The following is a 15164-nucleotide window of genomic DNA, read 5'->3' on the forward strand; positions in this document are numbered from 1 at the left end:
TTTCCTCTCGCTGTGCGACATTCCGATTACTCCAAACGCCGTGAGTGGATGGACACAGACTGACGGACACTTGCCTGGGGAGGTTTTAACAGTCTCCCACTCTACCGTGCGCCTTTCAGGTCGCACTTACAAAGTCATCAGCGTATCGAATCAGACTGATACCTTTAATACGGTCTCTTGTTGAGACTGTTTTCATTTGGTTTCCTCTGTTTTTAGAATATACTTCCCCCTTATAGGGTGTGTTAGCTGCATATTCCTCGATAGCCTGTTCCATGCCATGAAGGGCAATATTAGCCAATAAGGGACTAATGACCCCACCTTGCGGGGTGCCTTCATTGGTCTCTTGGAATTGTTCATCGTCAAATACTCCAGCTTTTAACCATCTTTTGATGAGTTTTCTACCAGGGTATAGTCCGATTTTTTCCAAAAGAGCCTTGTGATTAATCCGGTCAAAGCATTTTGCTAAATCTGCATCTAAGACATATTTAGGCTTTTTATTTATAGCCAAGTATATTGCCCCAACTGCATCATGTGCTGCTCTACCCGGTCTGAAACCATAGCTGTTAGGCTCAAACCTTGCCTCCCATTCGGGTTCAAGGGCTATTTTATGTAAACATTGTAAAGCCCTATCGTACATAGTTGGAATTCCCAGAGGACGTTTTTCATCCTTACCTGGCTTTGGTATCCATACCCTTCTGGTTGGCTTTGGTTTCTTGGGCGACTTCTTTAACAGTTCAACAAGATTAAACCGTTGTTTGGGTTTGAGGTTTTTAATGCCATCAACCCCGGCTGTTTTCTTGCCTTGATTGTCTTGGGTCACTCGTCTAACCGCTAATAACCTTGCGTGAAAGCTCTTAGTTAGAAGCTTCTGGTATTTACGCATTTTGCTTCTTTCGCCACGACTGGACGCCTTATAAATTAGCTTTTGGAGCTTGAAGACTCGGCGCTGGATTGTTTTCCAATCCAAATTACGCCATTCAACATCTGGTACGATGCTGACGTCTTGAGCGATGTCATTTTCGCTCCATTCCACGCTCTCATAGATTTTCGTATCGTTCAGTTGTTTCCATTGGTTCAAATCGAACCCAAAGGGCAACTGTTTCTGTTTCTTCCTCTGATGCGTCTTGGACATACCATTCCGGACTCCTATTTGCAAATCTCTAAGGATACAACAGTCGGTACGTCAGCTTATCCACCTTATTTCTAAGAGGCGTTTGCTTCTTACCGAATCCTACTCCCGTGCAGCATGCGCCTTGGGTGACTACCTGACCAGTATCGACCTGTTTGGCCAGGAGCTTACACGGGGTTTTCCTGTTCTTCTGTTCACCATTTCACGTCTCTTTTAGCGGGGTAAAATCTCCCGGGGAGGGCAATGACTATCGTTATTGACACATGGATATCAACAACCGCCTCCCTGTCCCTTAGTAACCTCGGGCCTCCATCCATATCAGTACCCTTAATCGGCGTTACCCGATAACCCTATAGGCCGGATGGTCGTCCGTCACGAGAGTTTAATTACCTTCCTGTGCGTCCGCATAAGAAACCTGCTTGAGGACTTGAGTGTACTGCCTCACGTTGCCCCTTTTAACCTGGCTTCTGGGATTGATGCCCATTCGCTACCCAGCAGGTTATGCTTTCAATCCGATAGCAGGATGTCTGGAGTTGAACCAGCATGGTGATAGAAGTTTAGATGACGAGGTTTTTATTCCTCATGTCTTGTCATCATGGGGCTTTTCGGCTAATGGTTAATAACCACCTTATAGCCCCCAGGTCGCACCCATGTATCTGACATAGAAACAACCAAGCTGTGCCATCCGGTCATCCAAAGGCTTAAGAAATAACGCTCCAATTAGCGGAGAAAGAGGGCATCCATTGGAGATGCCCTTGCGAATATCAATGTAGTCACCGCCATCGGAAACATAGCGACGCAAATAACCCCAGAACAAACATTTATAGCAATTCTACGACTTGTGAGGTAAAAATTTCTGGTTTTTAGGGAGCAGGGACTTCGGAGCAGGGAGCAGGTAAGAGGGAAGAGGGAAAAGGGAAGAGCAGATGTAGGGTGGGCAGTGCATCAGCTAGTCAGATCCGCAAGCCATAGTGAATGATCGCACTGCCCACCAGCAACAGATTTTTCAGCAAGGATTGAATTAGCCTCGGTAGGGTGGGCAGCCTCGGTAGGGTGGGCAGTGCATCAGCAAGATCTGATCCGCAAGCCATAGTCAATGTAAGCACTGCCCACCAGCAACTGATAAATCAGCAAGGTTTGAATTAGGATTGCTATAGTAAGGAACAATGGGCAGTGGTGGGCAAAATTATGATGATCTAGACAACTCCAAACCACCAAAGTGTTTTTGCCCACCCTACAAGCTTTGTAAAAAACTGCGACACATAACTTATACAGTATATCTACATGTAGGGGCACACGGGTTGTGCCCCTACTACTTATAGTGTTTGGTAAGCTTTAATAAGCAATAGTGCGTAAGTGCGTAAGAGAGATTGACTAGGGCATGTCGTCAGTTAAGCCAGATGACAGAAGCGGCGAGATGAATGGCTCCCAAAAAATTACGAGCAGTTTTATCATAGCGAGTTGCTATTGCCCTGTATTGCTTAAGTTTCTGAAAAAAGTTTTCGATCAGATGACGCCACTTATACATGTGCAAGTCATATGTTCTTTGTTGAGTACGATTGACTTTAGGAGGAATGACAGCTTGGCAGTCAGCTTCTTTTAATCGTTTGAGCACCCGCTCTGTCGCATCGTAAGCCTTGTCTGCAAGCAGTGCACCAATCTCATGTATACCATCAAGTAACGCATCAGCTCCCTGCAAATCATGTGCTTGACCGGGGGTCAGATGAAACCCTGTGGGATTACTAGCGTGCATCACAGGTGGCATGAATTTTGGTAGATAAACCACCCTTACTGCGTCCAATTGCTTGTGTTTCAGGTTTATCGTCTGGTGTTTTTTTTTGCACCAGCACTGTGTTGATGAGCGCGTACAATCGTGTTCGTCGAGCGCAGCGTACTCGTTGTCTGCATCTTCAGAGAGTGTCTTGAATACACGTTCCCACACACCACTTTCCGACCAACGGCTATGACGCTTGTGCACAGACCGAAAATCGCCAAACCTCTCCGGCAAATCACGCCACGGAATACCTGCACGGTATCGGTACAGTAAGGCTTCAACAAATAGGCGGTTATCTTTGGCATTTCCACCAACCCAGCCCTCCTGGCCAGGTAGCATATCCTTAATTCGCTCCCACTGATCATCTCGCAAGGCATACCGACGCATTACTTCCTCCTTAGTTGAGTTTTCCTGACTCCCCTCAGTTCTATAGCTGCACTGACTGGTTGTCAATTCTCTAACTGACGACATGCCCTAGGTAAGTAGCAAAAAGGGGAACGATAAGAAGGACAAGGCAAACAGGGTGCAAGTCTTAATCCCTCTAAGCCTGTTGTTGAGTATCCCAATGAGATGGGTAACAGCTGATCAGTATCTATGCGTGCTTAATCGGAATAGTAAAACCGTTGAGCTGACTTAACAGCCATGAAATCTTCCCAGTGCTAACATGATCTGCTAACTTCATCCTGTTGGGACGAAGGTTTGATTGTAATTAACAGTAAAAACACTATTACTACTAGTGAAACTAGGTCATGCAAGACTTTCTAGAATATATGCGGACTCTACAGGTCCCCCAGGAGTTTGATAGACCCACCCAAGCCCAATCACCCAACAGCTTTTCCATCGCTACCATCCAAAGTCTGGGGTCTCCCCAGCAAATTCCCCATTATGCCCGAAATCATGCTCTACTCCAGCATCCCTGGTTGCTGAATTTCCAAGATCGACCGTTAAGGCACTCTCACCTAGAGGATGTACCCACTACTGATCAAAAATTAGGAGTCAAAGTTGCTGATCATCCCCGATTATCCTGTTTAATCAGGGAAACTGGCGTAAGTCGTAACCTAGAAACTTGGCTCAACCAGCGTTATCTGATTAGTTGGTGTTTCCCCAATTGGCTGACTGCGGTTGCTTCTAAGCTACCTACACCCCAAACCCGAATCCCTTTATTAAAGAATCTCTATGAAGAACACGGATTATCGGGGAAATCTGGTCATAGCAAACCCCATCCTCAAATGTGGCAGCAGTTATTTGAAGAATTATCAGCGATAGGAGTAGGTGAGTCCATACCTCTACCAAAGTCATCACAAGAATTATTACCAGGAACCCAACGCTACCTGCAAATCTACACCACTGCTTGCTTCCAATACCCCGCTGCCTTTGGATTGGGGATACTGGCTTTCACGGAATCTATCCTACCCTATGAAAACCAACTGATTTTAGCAGGTCTGAAAAAACTGGGTATTTCCACCAAAGGACAAGAATTCTTTGCGGTTCACTGCGACTGTGATCAAGACCATGCTGAGGAAATTTTAGATGTGATTGAGCAGACCGCTAATTCTCCCCAAACCCTTTGGCAAGTATGGCAGGGCGTGGCAATGGCAGTAAGAGCTCGTCAGGGATTTTACGACGATTTGCATCGAGAATTGGTACTGCTGGGTCAAGACACTGTTCAATCCGGTAAAGGTTGAGGGCTTTGGCTATTGATAAAGTCATCCCGCTGGTGCTTTTTATTGCTATTGGTTATGCCCTGAAAGGGAAATTTCAAAAACCTGTAGCAGTTGGTGCTATTAAAACGTTAATTATCAATGCCTTACTTCCTGCGGCTCTATTCCTATCCACGATCAAAATTGATATCAGTCAAGGGTTACTCTCGCTCCCGCTATTCGGACTTGCTATTAATGTCTTCTTGTTAGGAATTGGATGGTTATTAACAGGTTTGGTGATTCCTAGCAAAGAAAAAGCTAAAGCCCGGTCGTTGATATTGATGTTTGCGTCTTTAGCTCCTGGCTTAACAGTTTATCCGTTTACTCAGGAATTTTTAGGTGACCAAGGACTAGCCCTAGCTGGATTAGTAGATGTCGGTAATAAATGTTTTGTGCTAATCGGTCTTTATGCTTTAGGGATGTATCTTCACCAACGAAGTGTTGATACTGCCCACATCAATTTCAGCAAATTCAAAACGATTGGACTAACTCTGATCCAAGAGCCAGCAAATTTAGCCTTGTTACTGGGTTTGTCTATAGGAGCATTAAATCTAGGTAAAACACTTATCCCAGAAATAATGTTGCAGGCTCTGGAACGGTTAGCGGCTTGCACTACTCCCATGATTCTGTTTTTTGTAGGGATTTCTCTGAAGCCGAAAACCTTACAATTACGGAAAATTTTACTAATTTTACTCGTCCGATCAGCAGCAGGATTCTGGTTTAGCGCAGCAGTACTGATTTTGTTTAAACCAGATACATTGGCAGAAATGTTACTAGCTGTAGTTTTACCCCAAAGCGGATTGAGTTTGTGGCCGTTGTTGTACGCTTCCCAGATTAATATGCTCGACCAAGAGAAACATCGGCCTACTCACCCGACATTTGATACGGAATTTGCTCTAGGATTACTGACCACTTCTATTCCGATATCGATTGGTGTGAATTTAATTATTTTTTCTAATAGCGCGTTTTTTATCTTACCGTCCCATCTCGGATTAGTCGGCAGTATCCTTTTGGTCTTTTTCAGTATAGTCTACGTGCAAGTCAGAAGTTAGAAGTCAGAAGTCAAAAGTAAGCTAGCGTTTCTAGGACTCATGAGGTACACATTATTTTTTACCTCTTCCCTCTTCCCTGCTCCCTGCTCCCTGCTCCCTGCTCCCTAAAACCCAGAGATTTGTACTTCATGGGTATAAGACTTGCATGAGCGTTAGGCAGTAGCCGGAAAACTGCCACCAATAAAATGGATATCACTGAAGGTTTCGATCCACAGACGAGCGCCACAACTCAGTGGCTTATCTGGCTGATAGACAATCCGACAAGGACCAAGGATTTCGACTTGATTGCCGTAGAGATTGTCACCGCTTCGTTTTACTGAAATCACTGGCTGACGCTCTTCGGGAGTTTTGTGATTGTTGCTGCCAATGCGATTGCGGTTGACATTGATTTTGGCCAGAGCAGGAGGACGAGTGGTACGCCATTTGCCCTTTGGTCCACGCTTCTTCTCGATGATTTGGGGCAGATTGTTGAACAGCGGAATAATCCAGAATTTTCCGCTTTTATAAGCACCCCGGACGCGACCATCATTGAGGAGTTGGCGCAAGCGTCGAGAAGAAATACCTAAGAGAGAAGCAGCTTCAGTGGTACAAACGGACTTGTTCATCAGTGGAATTCCTTTACTATTCCGATATAACTAGTATAAGCTAAAAAAGAAGCTTTGAGGGTGTTTGTCAATTATTGTTAATATTTATTTACAAAGACTTTTTCAGGTAAGCATTCAGCATTCAGCATTCAGCATTCAGCTACAGCTTTTGAATAAAATAAGTAAGTATTGCTTTAATGTAAGTATTCAGCATTAAGCATTCAGCTATCAGCTATCAGCTTTTTAATAAAAGAGGTAAGCATTCGAATAATGCTGAGTTAAGTCTGCTGACAGTATCTCAAGTAGCTGAGCTAAAAGCTGACGGCTGAAGGCTGACGGCTTAATGCTTACAAATCTCAATCAGAGTCAGAACGGAATAGTTAAAAAAAAAGACCCACCATTATTTGGTTGGGTTGATGGAAAGCACCTCAAACAGCGAGGATGAAACTTGGCCAACCTAAGGGAATCGCTGACAGCTGACCGCTGATGGCTGACCGCTGACGGCTGACTGCTGATGGCTGACCGCTGACTGCTTATTAAACATTTCTAGCTTCTTCGACCCAGCTATCAAACAGGTCTTGATGGTTTTCAATCCATTCTTCGGCATGGTGATGGATATCTTTTGAGCTATCTTCACCGTTGTTTAGTAATTCATTTTGGGCATTGATATCCTGAACGGGAATATGAATTAGTTCAAACAAGCGCTTCGCGGCTGGGTTAGCAGACGCAAATTTCTTATTAGCTACGATTCGGATCCGATCAATGGCAAATCCCAGATTTTTCCCATCTACCGAGGTATCTTTTGCGGTCAAGTCTTTCTGTGATTCTGGTAGATCAGTGAAGGGAACTTCTAGCCAGACTACATCTTGATCTGGTTTTAATACTGCTGCCATCCACATGGGAGTCCAAGTGTAGTAGAGGATTGGTTGTCCTTGGTTGTAGCGAGTAATGGCATCTACAATTAAGGCGGAGTAGGTTCCTTGGTCTTGCTCAACGGTGTCTTGGAGTCCGTAAGCTTTAATGTGATGCTCAATCATAATTTCACAAAACCAACCGGAATTACAGCCAATCAAGTTGGCTTTACCATCACCATCTGAGTCAAAGAGTTTAGCGATTTTTGGGTCTTTGAGTTGCTCTAGGCTAGTGATGTTGTATTTATCAGCAGTTTTTTTATCAATCTGATAACCTTGCCAGAGATCAGAGGTGATTACTCCAATTCGTTCTAACTTTTGTTCACCACCACTTTGTTCAAAAAAGGGTCTATGACCGATATCCCAATGAACAGCAGTGTAATCTAGGTCGCCGTTGCCTAAAGCCAAGTGTGCGGTGACGTATTCAATTTGTTTTGGCTGTTTGATAGTGTAACCAAGTTTTTCCAGACCGATGTTTACAATGTCGGTTTGGAATTGTTCTTCTTGCAAGCTACTATATACCGATTGTACGCTGACCCCTTTACCAGGCATGGCTAAAGTAGAGTCTTTAGTTACTTGGGCTTGGGAGGGTTGTTGCCAAGTGGTAAAACCCAGGAGTGCCAGTAAAATGGTTGCTGTAACAGTAGCCCAAGCCAGTTGTTGACCTGTGGAAGAGCGCACCAAACCAATTGGTCCTCGTTTCAACCAAGGGATTTGGTTGTTGCCTTGACTGACTATCTGAGTGATCCGATCCAGCATCACTGCGATTAGAACAATGCTCAATCCTCCCACAGCAGCTAATCCCACATTCACCCGACCTAGTCCTTGCAATACCATCTGTCCAAGTCCTCCTACTCCAATCATGGAGGTTACCACTGACATGGATAAGGCTAAGAGGATGGCTTGGTTGACTCCAGCCAGAATGGTTGGCATGGCTAGGGGGATTTGGACTTCGAATAACATTTGTGTCGGGGTTGAGCCAAATGCGATCGCAGCTTCGATCACCTCTGTGGACACTTGCCGAATCCCTAGGTTAGTCAAGCGAATCAGGGGCGGTATGGCAAAGACACAGGTCGCCATTACTCCAGGCACTGCACCAATCCCAAACAACATCACTACTGGCACAAGATAGACGAATGACGGTAGGGTTTGCATGGCATCCAGCAGGGGTCGCAGCACTTTCTCTATGCGATCGCTACTAGCACAGGCAATACCGACAGTGATGCCTATCACCATACAAAACACTACAGCGGTTAGTACTAGGGAAAGAGATACCATGGCTTGCTCCCAGGCTCCGCAAAAGCCAATCAAGCTCAAAGCAGCAACGCTAAAAATAGCAATTCTGCCACCAGCCAGTTGCCATGCTATCAAGGCAATCAGAATCAGTAAAATTAATGGAGGAATCGATAGCAACAGCCATTCTATACTCTCCAGGGTGATGCTAATCGGTAGACTAATCCCTTGAAAAAAGGGACGAAAGTTGTCAACCAGGAAATTCACTGCAGCAGTAATCCACTGCTGGAGGGGTAAGGTATAAAGCTCAAAGGGGTTCAGTACAATATCTAGACCTCCTTGGCTCTTGGCTAACATGAAAACAGATAGAGTCAAGGATTTCAACACAATAATACCAGTATTTTTATTAATAGTATCATACCGGGGATAATTTATAGTTTCAGGGATAGGTAATCGCTAATATCAACTCCGGTAGCATCAGATTTATCAGCAAATTGATTGACTAGTCAGCGTTTTTTTTTCCTTTTTTAGTTATCGTCTAAGCCGTCAGCGGAAGGCCTTTGGCCACGCTACGCGAACAGCCGTCAGCTGTTCGCGTAGCGTGCGCGTAGCGCTTTAGCTGATAGCTCCATAGCACCATAAAAAAAAGTCATAAATGTTATAAATGTCACAATTCTCTACTGGTTTACGATCACTAATTCGGCTAAAATCTAGAAGTTATCCCCAAACTTTCCACACTCCATACTCCCTGATCCGTAAAAAAAAATAACAAAAAAACACGAAAATATGTTAGTTTTTCGTATTTTTTTGTTATAATAAAATTACGTCGTAAAACACTAGCAATGTTCCGTCAATAACTCACCGCTAACTCACCCACGAGTATAGCGGGAGCTTGTGAAAGCTCTTAGTTGACCAGTCTGAGTTCTTAGAGAACTACGTTATTTTTAAGCGTTTAAATTCCTACCTGGGGATACGTAGCTAGTCCCCAGCTCTAGAACCCAATTATTAAACAGGCGTAGTTGAGTTAGGCCAGTGTAATTGGGAAAGTACCGAGAAATAACATTGACGAAGCTAACCTTACCCTAGCAATAGGAGAATGCACAATTATGCGTGTATTTGTACTCAATAATAACCTACAACCTTTAGACCCCTGTAAACCTGCAAGAGCAAGAATTTTGCTTTCAACGGGTAAAGCAAAGGTCTATCGTCGTTACCCATTCACCATAGTTTTGAGGGAGGAAATAAAGGAACCAATCACTCACGAGCATCAATTAAAAATAGACCCTGGCGCAAAAACAAGCGGTCTAGCTATTGTCCAAGGGGAACGAGTAATCTGGGGAGCCGAACTTACCCATAGGGGCTTTAAAATACGAGATGCTTTGAACTTTCGTAGGCAATTAAGGAGCAGTAGACGGAATCGAAAAACTCGATACCGCAAGCCCAGATTTCTTAATAGAACCAGACCAGAAGGTTGGCTACCCCCTAGTCTGATGTCTAGAGTTCAAAATATTTTAACTTGGGTTAAAAAACTGACTCGACTATGTCCTGTTGCAGGCATATCTCAAGAGTTAGTCAGATTTGACACTCAAAAACTGCAAAATCCTGAAATCTCTGGGATTGAGTATCAGCAGGGTACACTTTACGGTTACGAACTTCGGGAATATTTACTTGAAAAATGGAATCGCAAATGTGCTTATTGTGGAGCAACAGGTATTCAGCTAGAAATTGAACACATTAAACCTAAATCTAAAGGTGGTTCCGATCGGGCTTCTAATTTGACCATTGCTTGTCATCCATGTAACCAGGCTAAATCTAACCAAGACATTGAGCTTTTCTTGTCTTTGAAGCCTAGTATCTTGAAACGTATACTGAGTCAAGCTAAACGCCCCCTGGTTGATGCGGCTTCTGTCAATTCAACTCGCTGGAAGTTGTACCACGAATTGAAATCAATAGGATTGCCTGTTGAAGTGGGTAGCGGCGGATTAACAAAATTCAATAGGTGCCGCCAAAATCTTCCCAAAACTCATTGGTTGGATGCGGCCAATGTTGGAAAAGTTGAAACATTGATTGTTGAAGTAACCCATCCTTTGATAATAACTGCCAAGGGACACGGTACTCGTCAGCTCTGTAGAACCAACAAGTATGGCTTTCCTATTCGTCATTGCTCCAGAATCAAGTTTCACAAAGGTTTTCAGACAGGAGATATTGTCCGCGCCGTGGTGACTAAAGGAAAGAAGGTCGGTACTTACGTTGGGCGAGTAGCCACTCGAAAATCAGGATCTTTCAACATCTCAACTAAATTAGGGCTGGTACAAGGAATTAGTCACAAATATTGCCAATTTATTCACAGGAAGGATGGTTATGCTTATACAAACTAGACCCTGTCCTCCCTTTCCTCTCACCGCGTGGGTCAAAGATTATAGCGGGAGTCTCCAGAAAGGCGGATAGATGAACATATCCCAACTAACTATTCCGGTCACGATCATTATTGTTCCTCAAGGAGCAGAATACCAAGCAATTTGTCGAGGAATCAAGCAGATTACTAGTCGTCCTAAACCGATGATTCTATCTATTCCGATAGGAGAAGAGCCTGTAACTAAGTATCTAGAAACATGGTTACAAACACCAACAAATTTTCCTGAGCACTCCCCACCTCAAGTAGTGCTAATGGGCTTGTGTGGCAGCTTATCTCCTAACTATTCCGTTGGTGATATTGTTGTGTATAACGATTGTGTTGCACTCGACCGAAACCAAGATAGATCTAAACCACTGCTGGTGCAACAGTGCTGTAGCCAACTGAGTAGCTTAGTTCAGCAGCAACTGGGGAACAAGGCTAATTTAGTCAGGGGATTGAGTAGCGATCGCATAATTTCCTCTAGCTTAGAAAAGCGTCAACTTGGTCAGAGCTACCAAGCTGATGTAGTTGATATGGAAGGATTTGCTATCCTATCGGTACTTAATCCCAAAGGATTTGCTGTAGCAATGGTAAGAGTAATTAGTGATGATAGCTACTACAATATCCCAGACCTCACCCCAGCCATTAGTGCTGATGGGTCACTGAAACCCTTCCCCTTAGCCATGGGTATGCTAAAGCAACCAATAGCAGCTACTCGACTAATTCGAGGTTCCCTACGAGGGTTGAAAGTCTTAGAGGAATTAAGTTTTAGACTTTTCTCTTAATAGAGTAAGGTTGTTTGACCCGGTCGGTGGAACGGGCATCTTGCCCGTGGTGTGGTGTGGAACGGGCATCTTGCCCGTGGTGTGGTGTGTTACGAGCATCTTGCCCGTGGTGTGGTGTAGAACGGGCATCTTGCCCGTGGTGTGGAGTGGAACGGGCATCTTGCCCGTGGTGTGGAGTGGAACGAGCATCTTGCCCGTGGTGTGGTGTGGAACGGGCATCTTGCCCGTGGGACACATTTTCAAATATGAGATGCACCCCAACAACATAAATCTAATTGGAACAACTGGGAGTAAGATCGAATCGCTGTTAATCAGGACAAGAAGATTCCTCTTCGTATAAATAATCAGTAACTAGTAAATATGGCATCAAAAGGCTTTCCCATCTTTATTGTAACTATGCTCAAGTCAATCATTGTTCAAGGAGGGCGTCATTGGTGGCTCTCTTTTTTATTGTGGATGGTTCTCATTGCACCAGTTCAGGCAGCGGTAGAACTGCGGATAGCGGTTGAGCAAGGTGTCAAACAGGTAACCTTGGGGAGTTCCACCACAGCGATTGTTCGAGATGGGACAGGTCAAGCCGTGGGAGACTTAAAAGCCATGGCGGGTATGACTGCGGAAACTAACGGTAGTGGAATTAAGTTAGGTCAGTGGCAAGGGAAATCCCTCTGGATTGAACCGAAAGACAATGGTTATGTTTGGATAGGCGATCGCTGGTATCGGGGACGCACTCGACTAGTTAGTTCTGAGAATAAGTTAACAGCGGTCAACCATGTTGATTTAGAACACTATCTCTATAGCGTGATTGGCGCAGAAATGAGTCCCAGTTGGCCGATAGAAGCCTTGAAAGCCCAAGCAGTAGCAGCTCGTTCCTATGTGCTCCATCAACGGGGCAAATCCAAGAGCGATATCTATGACATAGGGGATACCCAGCGTTGGCAAGTTTACAAAGGTCTAAATAGCGAAACAGCCAGCACTCATCAAGCGGTGAATGCCACAGCGGGACAGATCATGACGTATGGTAATAAAGTGATTCTCGCTGTTTTCCATTCTGCCTCTGGAGGACATACAGAAAATGTAGAAGATATTTGGTGGAGTGAACCGATTCCTTATCTACAGGGTGTACCTGATTACGATCAGGGCACACCAGTCTACCAGTGGACAAAAAGCTTTTCTGCTGGTCAACTGAGCCAGAAGATTCCTGGTGTTGGTAATATTATCGCCATGACCCCAGTGGAAAGGACACCCCGAGGCAGAGTTATCACTCTTAAAGTAGAAGGCAGTAGCAATACAAAGACGATTAAGGGTAAGGAATTACGCAAAATCCTAGGTCTGAAAAGTCGGTTGTTTACCGTGTCTCAAACCGAAAATGGTTTCCAATTCAACGGTCGTGGTTATGGTCACGGATTGGGCTTAAGTCAGTGGGGAGCCTACAACTTATCCCGTCGAGGATTGAATTATCTACAAATTTTGAGTCACTATTACTCTAGTGCTCAACTATCCCAGATTGATTGATATCAAATAGCAAAGGGAATAGGGAGTAGGGAGTAGGGAGCAGGGAGTAGGGAGTAGGGAGTATTGATAAGGAGTGCATGTCAATTTTGTTAATCCCTGATTTGGATCCCCCTAAATCCCCCTTAATAAGGGGGACTTTTTAATCTAATTCCCCCCTTTTTTAAGGGGGGCTAGGGGGGATCTATTTACCTAATTACAAAGGTGACATGCTCCCCTTGATAAGGGCTAGTTTGAAGTAGGCTAGTGTTGCTTTAAAATGCCTATTGCTCAAGTTAGTAAAAAATCTTAAAACCCTGCTCCCTGCTCCCTACTCCCTGCTCCCTGCTCCCTAAAAACCAGAAATTTGTACCTCACAAGTCGTATAATTGCTATATCTACTTTATGACTAAATCAATAGATAATCCATTGGTTAAGATATTAAACAACTGGATTTTATCGTTATTTATAATTTTAACTATTGTTGTTACTTTACTCTCCGTAACTAGCTATTTTTTTAGAGATAACATCTACTTAGAATTCACGACTCATTTTAAACATCAATATTTGTTATTAGGGCTGTTACCATTAATTTATTTTGCCCTAACTCGCCGCAAATTTTGGTTGATAGTCACGTTATTTTGCTTATTGATAAACTTGACAGAAATCATGCCTTGGTATATTCCTAAACTAAGCTTTGGCGCTTCTGGTGAACCCATGGGTCTGTTTCTGTTCAATGTCTCGTTTTCCAATACCCAGTATGGTGATGCTATTGCCTTGGTCAAAGAAGAAAAGCCGACTATTGCGGCTTTTTTAGAAGCCAAAGACCCTTGGCCTGAACAATTAGAAGAGTTAAGGGAGATTTTACCCTATACTATAAGTATTCCAGAACTTAATATCGAAGTATACAGTCGTTTACCATTACAAGAATCAGAAATTCTGGAACACGGAAAATCTCGTGGTTTGGTCAAATTAGATTTAAGCATTGCTGGTGCAGAGGCTTCAGTAATTGTTACTCACTCCTATCCACAATTTTATTTTGGGAAGCAAGGGGATTTGGGAGAGCAAGGTTGGCAGTGGCGCAATCAAGATTTAGAAGAGGAGATTGGGGATTATATAAAACAAATTGAAAAACCAGTGGTGCTAATTGGTGATTTAAACGTTACGATGTGGTCACCCTATTATAAACGTCTAATTGAAAGTTCGGGATTGCGTGACGCTCGTGCTGGGTTTGGGATTCTACCAACCCTATCACAATTTTCACCAGCAAACCCTTGGTTAGCTATTCCTGTAGACCACTGTTTAGTCAGTCGAGATGTTAAGGTTATCAAGATGAGAACTGGCCCTGATATTGGTTCATATCATCTTCCAGTAATTACTGATATAGCGCTACGCCCAAGTCAGAAGTCAGAAGTTAGAAGTCAGAAGTCAGAAGTCAGAAGTTAGAAGTCAGAAGTCAGAAGTCAGAAGTTAGAAGTCAGAAGTTAGAAGTTAGATTTTGAATCAAAAACGTAACCATTTGTTGAATCCGACCTCGAAGCCTGTTCCACAAAGCTGACCGCTGACCGCTGACCGCTGACCGCTGACTGCTAAATGCTTACTAATTAGTTATTTATATCAAGATTCTGAGTAGACCCCAATTCTAAGCGCTGTTCCCACTCGGCATCAATTTGGTCTTTTCTTTCTATATCCTGATCTAATAAATCCTTCTCACTGCTATAAACCAAATCCTCTTCCCGAATTACATTTTGAGAAGCAAACTGTTGTGCATAGGCAATCTTGTTCTGTAAAGCTTCATCCGCCTCATTAAGTGCGATCGCATTTTCCTGCCGTGCTTGATTCTGAGCTTCAATCTGTTTCTTTTTCCGCTGAACCCAGAAATATCGAAGCAACGGTATAGTCAAGAATCCTACGCCATAAGCCAATAGCAGAGGGTAAATTAGCTCCACAAATACTACAAACCCTCCTAGCTGTGCAGCAATCTCACCCCCCTTTAACAGGGAACCGAGGACTAAGGCTAAAACGAAGTTTACACTCCCTAACCCAATCGCCAGCATAATCTGGTTACTGGTTGCCAGAGAAAACTGCCACAACTTGGCACGAAGATAAGCTG

General features: G+C 43.9%; 13 protein-coding genes and 2 pseudogenes. 7 read left to right on the top strand and 8 right to left on the bottom strand.

Annotation, left to right across the window (positions count from 1 at the left end; translation table 11 throughout):
• Positions 1-127: 127 nt before the first annotated feature.
• Positions 128-1012, bottom strand: a pseudogene (locus F6K52_RS18725) (reverse transcriptase N-terminal domain-containing protein); the annotation flags it as partial.
• Positions 1013-1605: 593 nt separating this feature from the next.
• Between F6K52_RS18725 and F6K52_RS18730 the strand changes: the two are divergent.
• Entirely contained in the window at positions 1606-1749 is a 144-nt protein-coding gene (locus F6K52_RS18730; RefSeq protein ID WP_293080741.1) for a hypothetical protein, read from the top strand.
• 8 nt (positions 1750-1757) lie between these two features.
• Here F6K52_RS18730 and F6K52_RS18735 read toward each other — a convergent pair whose 3' ends face one another.
• The 3 genes from F6K52_RS18735 to F6K52_RS18745 all read right to left on the bottom strand — a co-directional run bounded on the left by F6K52_RS18735 (position 1758) and on the right by F6K52_RS18745 (position 3374).
• Complete coding sequence (locus tag F6K52_RS18735) at positions 1758-1946, bottom strand: hypothetical protein (protein WP_293080744.1); 189 nt, start codon at positions 1944-1946, stop codon at positions 1758-1760.
• A 136-nt stretch (positions 1947-2082) separates the two neighbouring features.
• On the bottom strand, positions 2083-2220 hold the full coding sequence (locus tag F6K52_RS18740; protein WP_293080746.1) for a hypothetical protein: 138 nt from the start codon (positions 2218-2220) through the stop codon (positions 2083-2085).
• Positions 2221-2516: 296 nt separating this feature from the next.
• The gene (locus F6K52_RS18745; RefSeq protein WP_293080749.1) at positions 2517-3374 is read right to left on the bottom strand and encodes an IS5 family transposase; all 858 of its coding nucleotides are present in this window, start codon (positions 3372-3374) and stop codon (positions 2517-2519) included.
• A gap of 299 nt (positions 3375-3673) precedes the next feature.
• Here F6K52_RS18745 and F6K52_RS18750 point away from each other — a divergent pair, with 299 nt between their 5' ends.
• Positions 3674-4588: an iron-containing redox enzyme family protein gene (locus tag F6K52_RS18750; RefSeq protein WP_293080752.1), complete on the top strand. Its 915-nt coding sequence runs from the start codon at positions 3674-3676 to the stop codon at positions 4586-4588.
• Positions 4589-4593: 5 nt separating this feature from the next.
• Entirely contained in the window at positions 4594-5655 is a 1062-nt protein-coding gene (locus F6K52_RS18755; RefSeq protein WP_293080755.1) for an AEC family transporter, read from the top strand.
• A 152-nt stretch (positions 5656-5807) separates the two neighbouring features.
• Here F6K52_RS18755 and F6K52_RS18760 read toward each other — a convergent pair whose 3' ends face one another.
• On the bottom strand, positions 5808-6260 hold the full coding sequence (locus tag F6K52_RS18760) for a helix-turn-helix domain-containing protein (RefSeq protein WP_070393896.1): 453 nt from the start codon (positions 6258-6260) through the stop codon (positions 5808-5810).
• 515 nt (positions 6261-6775) lie between these two features.
• Positions 6776-8758 carry a glycine betaine/L-proline ABC transporter substrate-binding protein ProX gene (gene proX / locus F6K52_RS18765; protein WP_293080758.1) on the bottom strand — a complete coding sequence of 661 codons (1983 nt, stop codon included), beginning with the start codon at positions 8756-8758 and terminating at the stop codon, positions 6776-6778.
• Positions 8759-9489: 731 nt separating this feature from the next.
• Here proX and iscB point away from each other — a divergent pair.
• Both iscB and F6K52_RS18775 read left to right on the top strand, forming a co-directional pair.
• Positions 9490-10761 (top strand): RNA-guided endonuclease IscB, encoded by a 1272-nt coding sequence (iscB, locus tag F6K52_RS18770; protein ID WP_293080761.1) that lies wholly within the window; start codon positions 9490-9492, stop codon positions 10759-10761.
• Between the two features lie 70 nt (positions 10762-10831).
• On the top strand, positions 10832-11563 hold the full coding sequence (locus tag F6K52_RS18775) for a phosphorylase (RefSeq protein WP_293080764.1): 732 nt from the start codon (positions 10832-10834) through the stop codon (positions 11561-11563).
• Here the strand turns inward: F6K52_RS18775 and F6K52_RS18780 are convergent.
• Entirely contained in the window at positions 11547-11798 is a 252-nt protein-coding gene (locus tag F6K52_RS18780) for a hypothetical protein (protein WP_293080767.1), read from the bottom strand. The two genes, F6K52_RS18775 and F6K52_RS18780, sit on opposite strands and share 17 nt — an antisense overlap.
• A 125-nt stretch (positions 11799-11923) precedes the next feature.
• Between F6K52_RS18780 and F6K52_RS18785 the strand changes: the two genes are divergently transcribed.
• Entirely contained in the window at positions 11924-13075 is a 1152-nt protein-coding gene (locus tag F6K52_RS18785; RefSeq protein ID WP_293080770.1) for a SpoIID/LytB domain-containing protein, read from the top strand.
• A gap of 645 nt (positions 13076-13720) precedes the next feature.
• Positions 13721-14497 (top strand): endonuclease/exonuclease/phosphatase family protein, encoded by a 777-nt coding sequence (locus tag F6K52_RS18790; protein ID WP_293080773.1) that lies wholly within the window; start codon positions 13721-13723, stop codon positions 14495-14497.
• A gap of 158 nt (positions 14498-14655) precedes the next feature.
• Here F6K52_RS18790 and F6K52_RS18795 read toward each other — a convergent pair.
• Positions 14656-15164 (bottom strand): annotated as a pseudogene (locus tag F6K52_RS18795) (hypothetical protein); the annotation flags it as partial.

It is taken from the genome of Moorena sp. SIO3H5, from assembly GCF_010692395.1.
Lineage (GTDB): Bacteria > Cyanobacteriota > Cyanobacteriia > Cyanobacteriales > Coleofasciculaceae > Moorena.

What these genes read in the sequence shown, in the direction of transcription:
- F6K52_RS18730 (WP_293080741.1), top strand. Translation starts at nt 1,606, where the DNA reads ATGCCCATTCGCTACCCAGCAGGTTATGCTTTCAATCCGATAGCAGGA.
- F6K52_RS18740 (WP_293080746.1), bottom strand. Translation starts at nt 2,220, where the DNA reads ATGGCTTGCGGATCAGATCTTGCTGATGCACTGCCCACCCTACCGAGG.
- F6K52_RS18745 (WP_293080749.1), bottom strand. Translation starts at nt 3,374, where the DNA reads ATGTCGTCAGTTAGAGAATTGACAACCAGTCAGTGCAGCTATAGAACT.
- F6K52_RS18750 (WP_293080752.1), top strand. Translation starts at nt 3,674, where the DNA reads ATGCGGACTCTACAGGTCCCCCAGGAGTTTGATAGACCCACCCAAGCC.
- F6K52_RS18760 (WP_070393896.1), bottom strand. Translation starts at nt 6,260, where the DNA reads ATGAACAAGTCCGTTTGTACCACTGAAGCTGCTTCTCTCTTAGGTATT.
- iscB (WP_293080761.1), top strand. Translation starts at nt 9,490, where the DNA reads ATGCGTGTATTTGTACTCAATAATAACCTACAACCTTTAGACCCCTGT.
- F6K52_RS18775 (WP_293080764.1), top strand. Translation starts at nt 10,832, where the DNA reads ATGAACATATCCCAACTAACTATTCCGGTCACGATCATTATTGTTCCT.
- F6K52_RS18785 (WP_293080770.1), top strand. Translation starts at nt 11,924, where the DNA reads ATGGCATCAAAAGGCTTTCCCATCTTTATTGTAACTATGCTCAAGTCA.
- F6K52_RS18790 (WP_293080773.1), top strand. Translation starts at nt 13,721, where the DNA reads ATGCCTTGGTATATTCCTAAACTAAGCTTTGGCGCTTCTGGTGAACCC.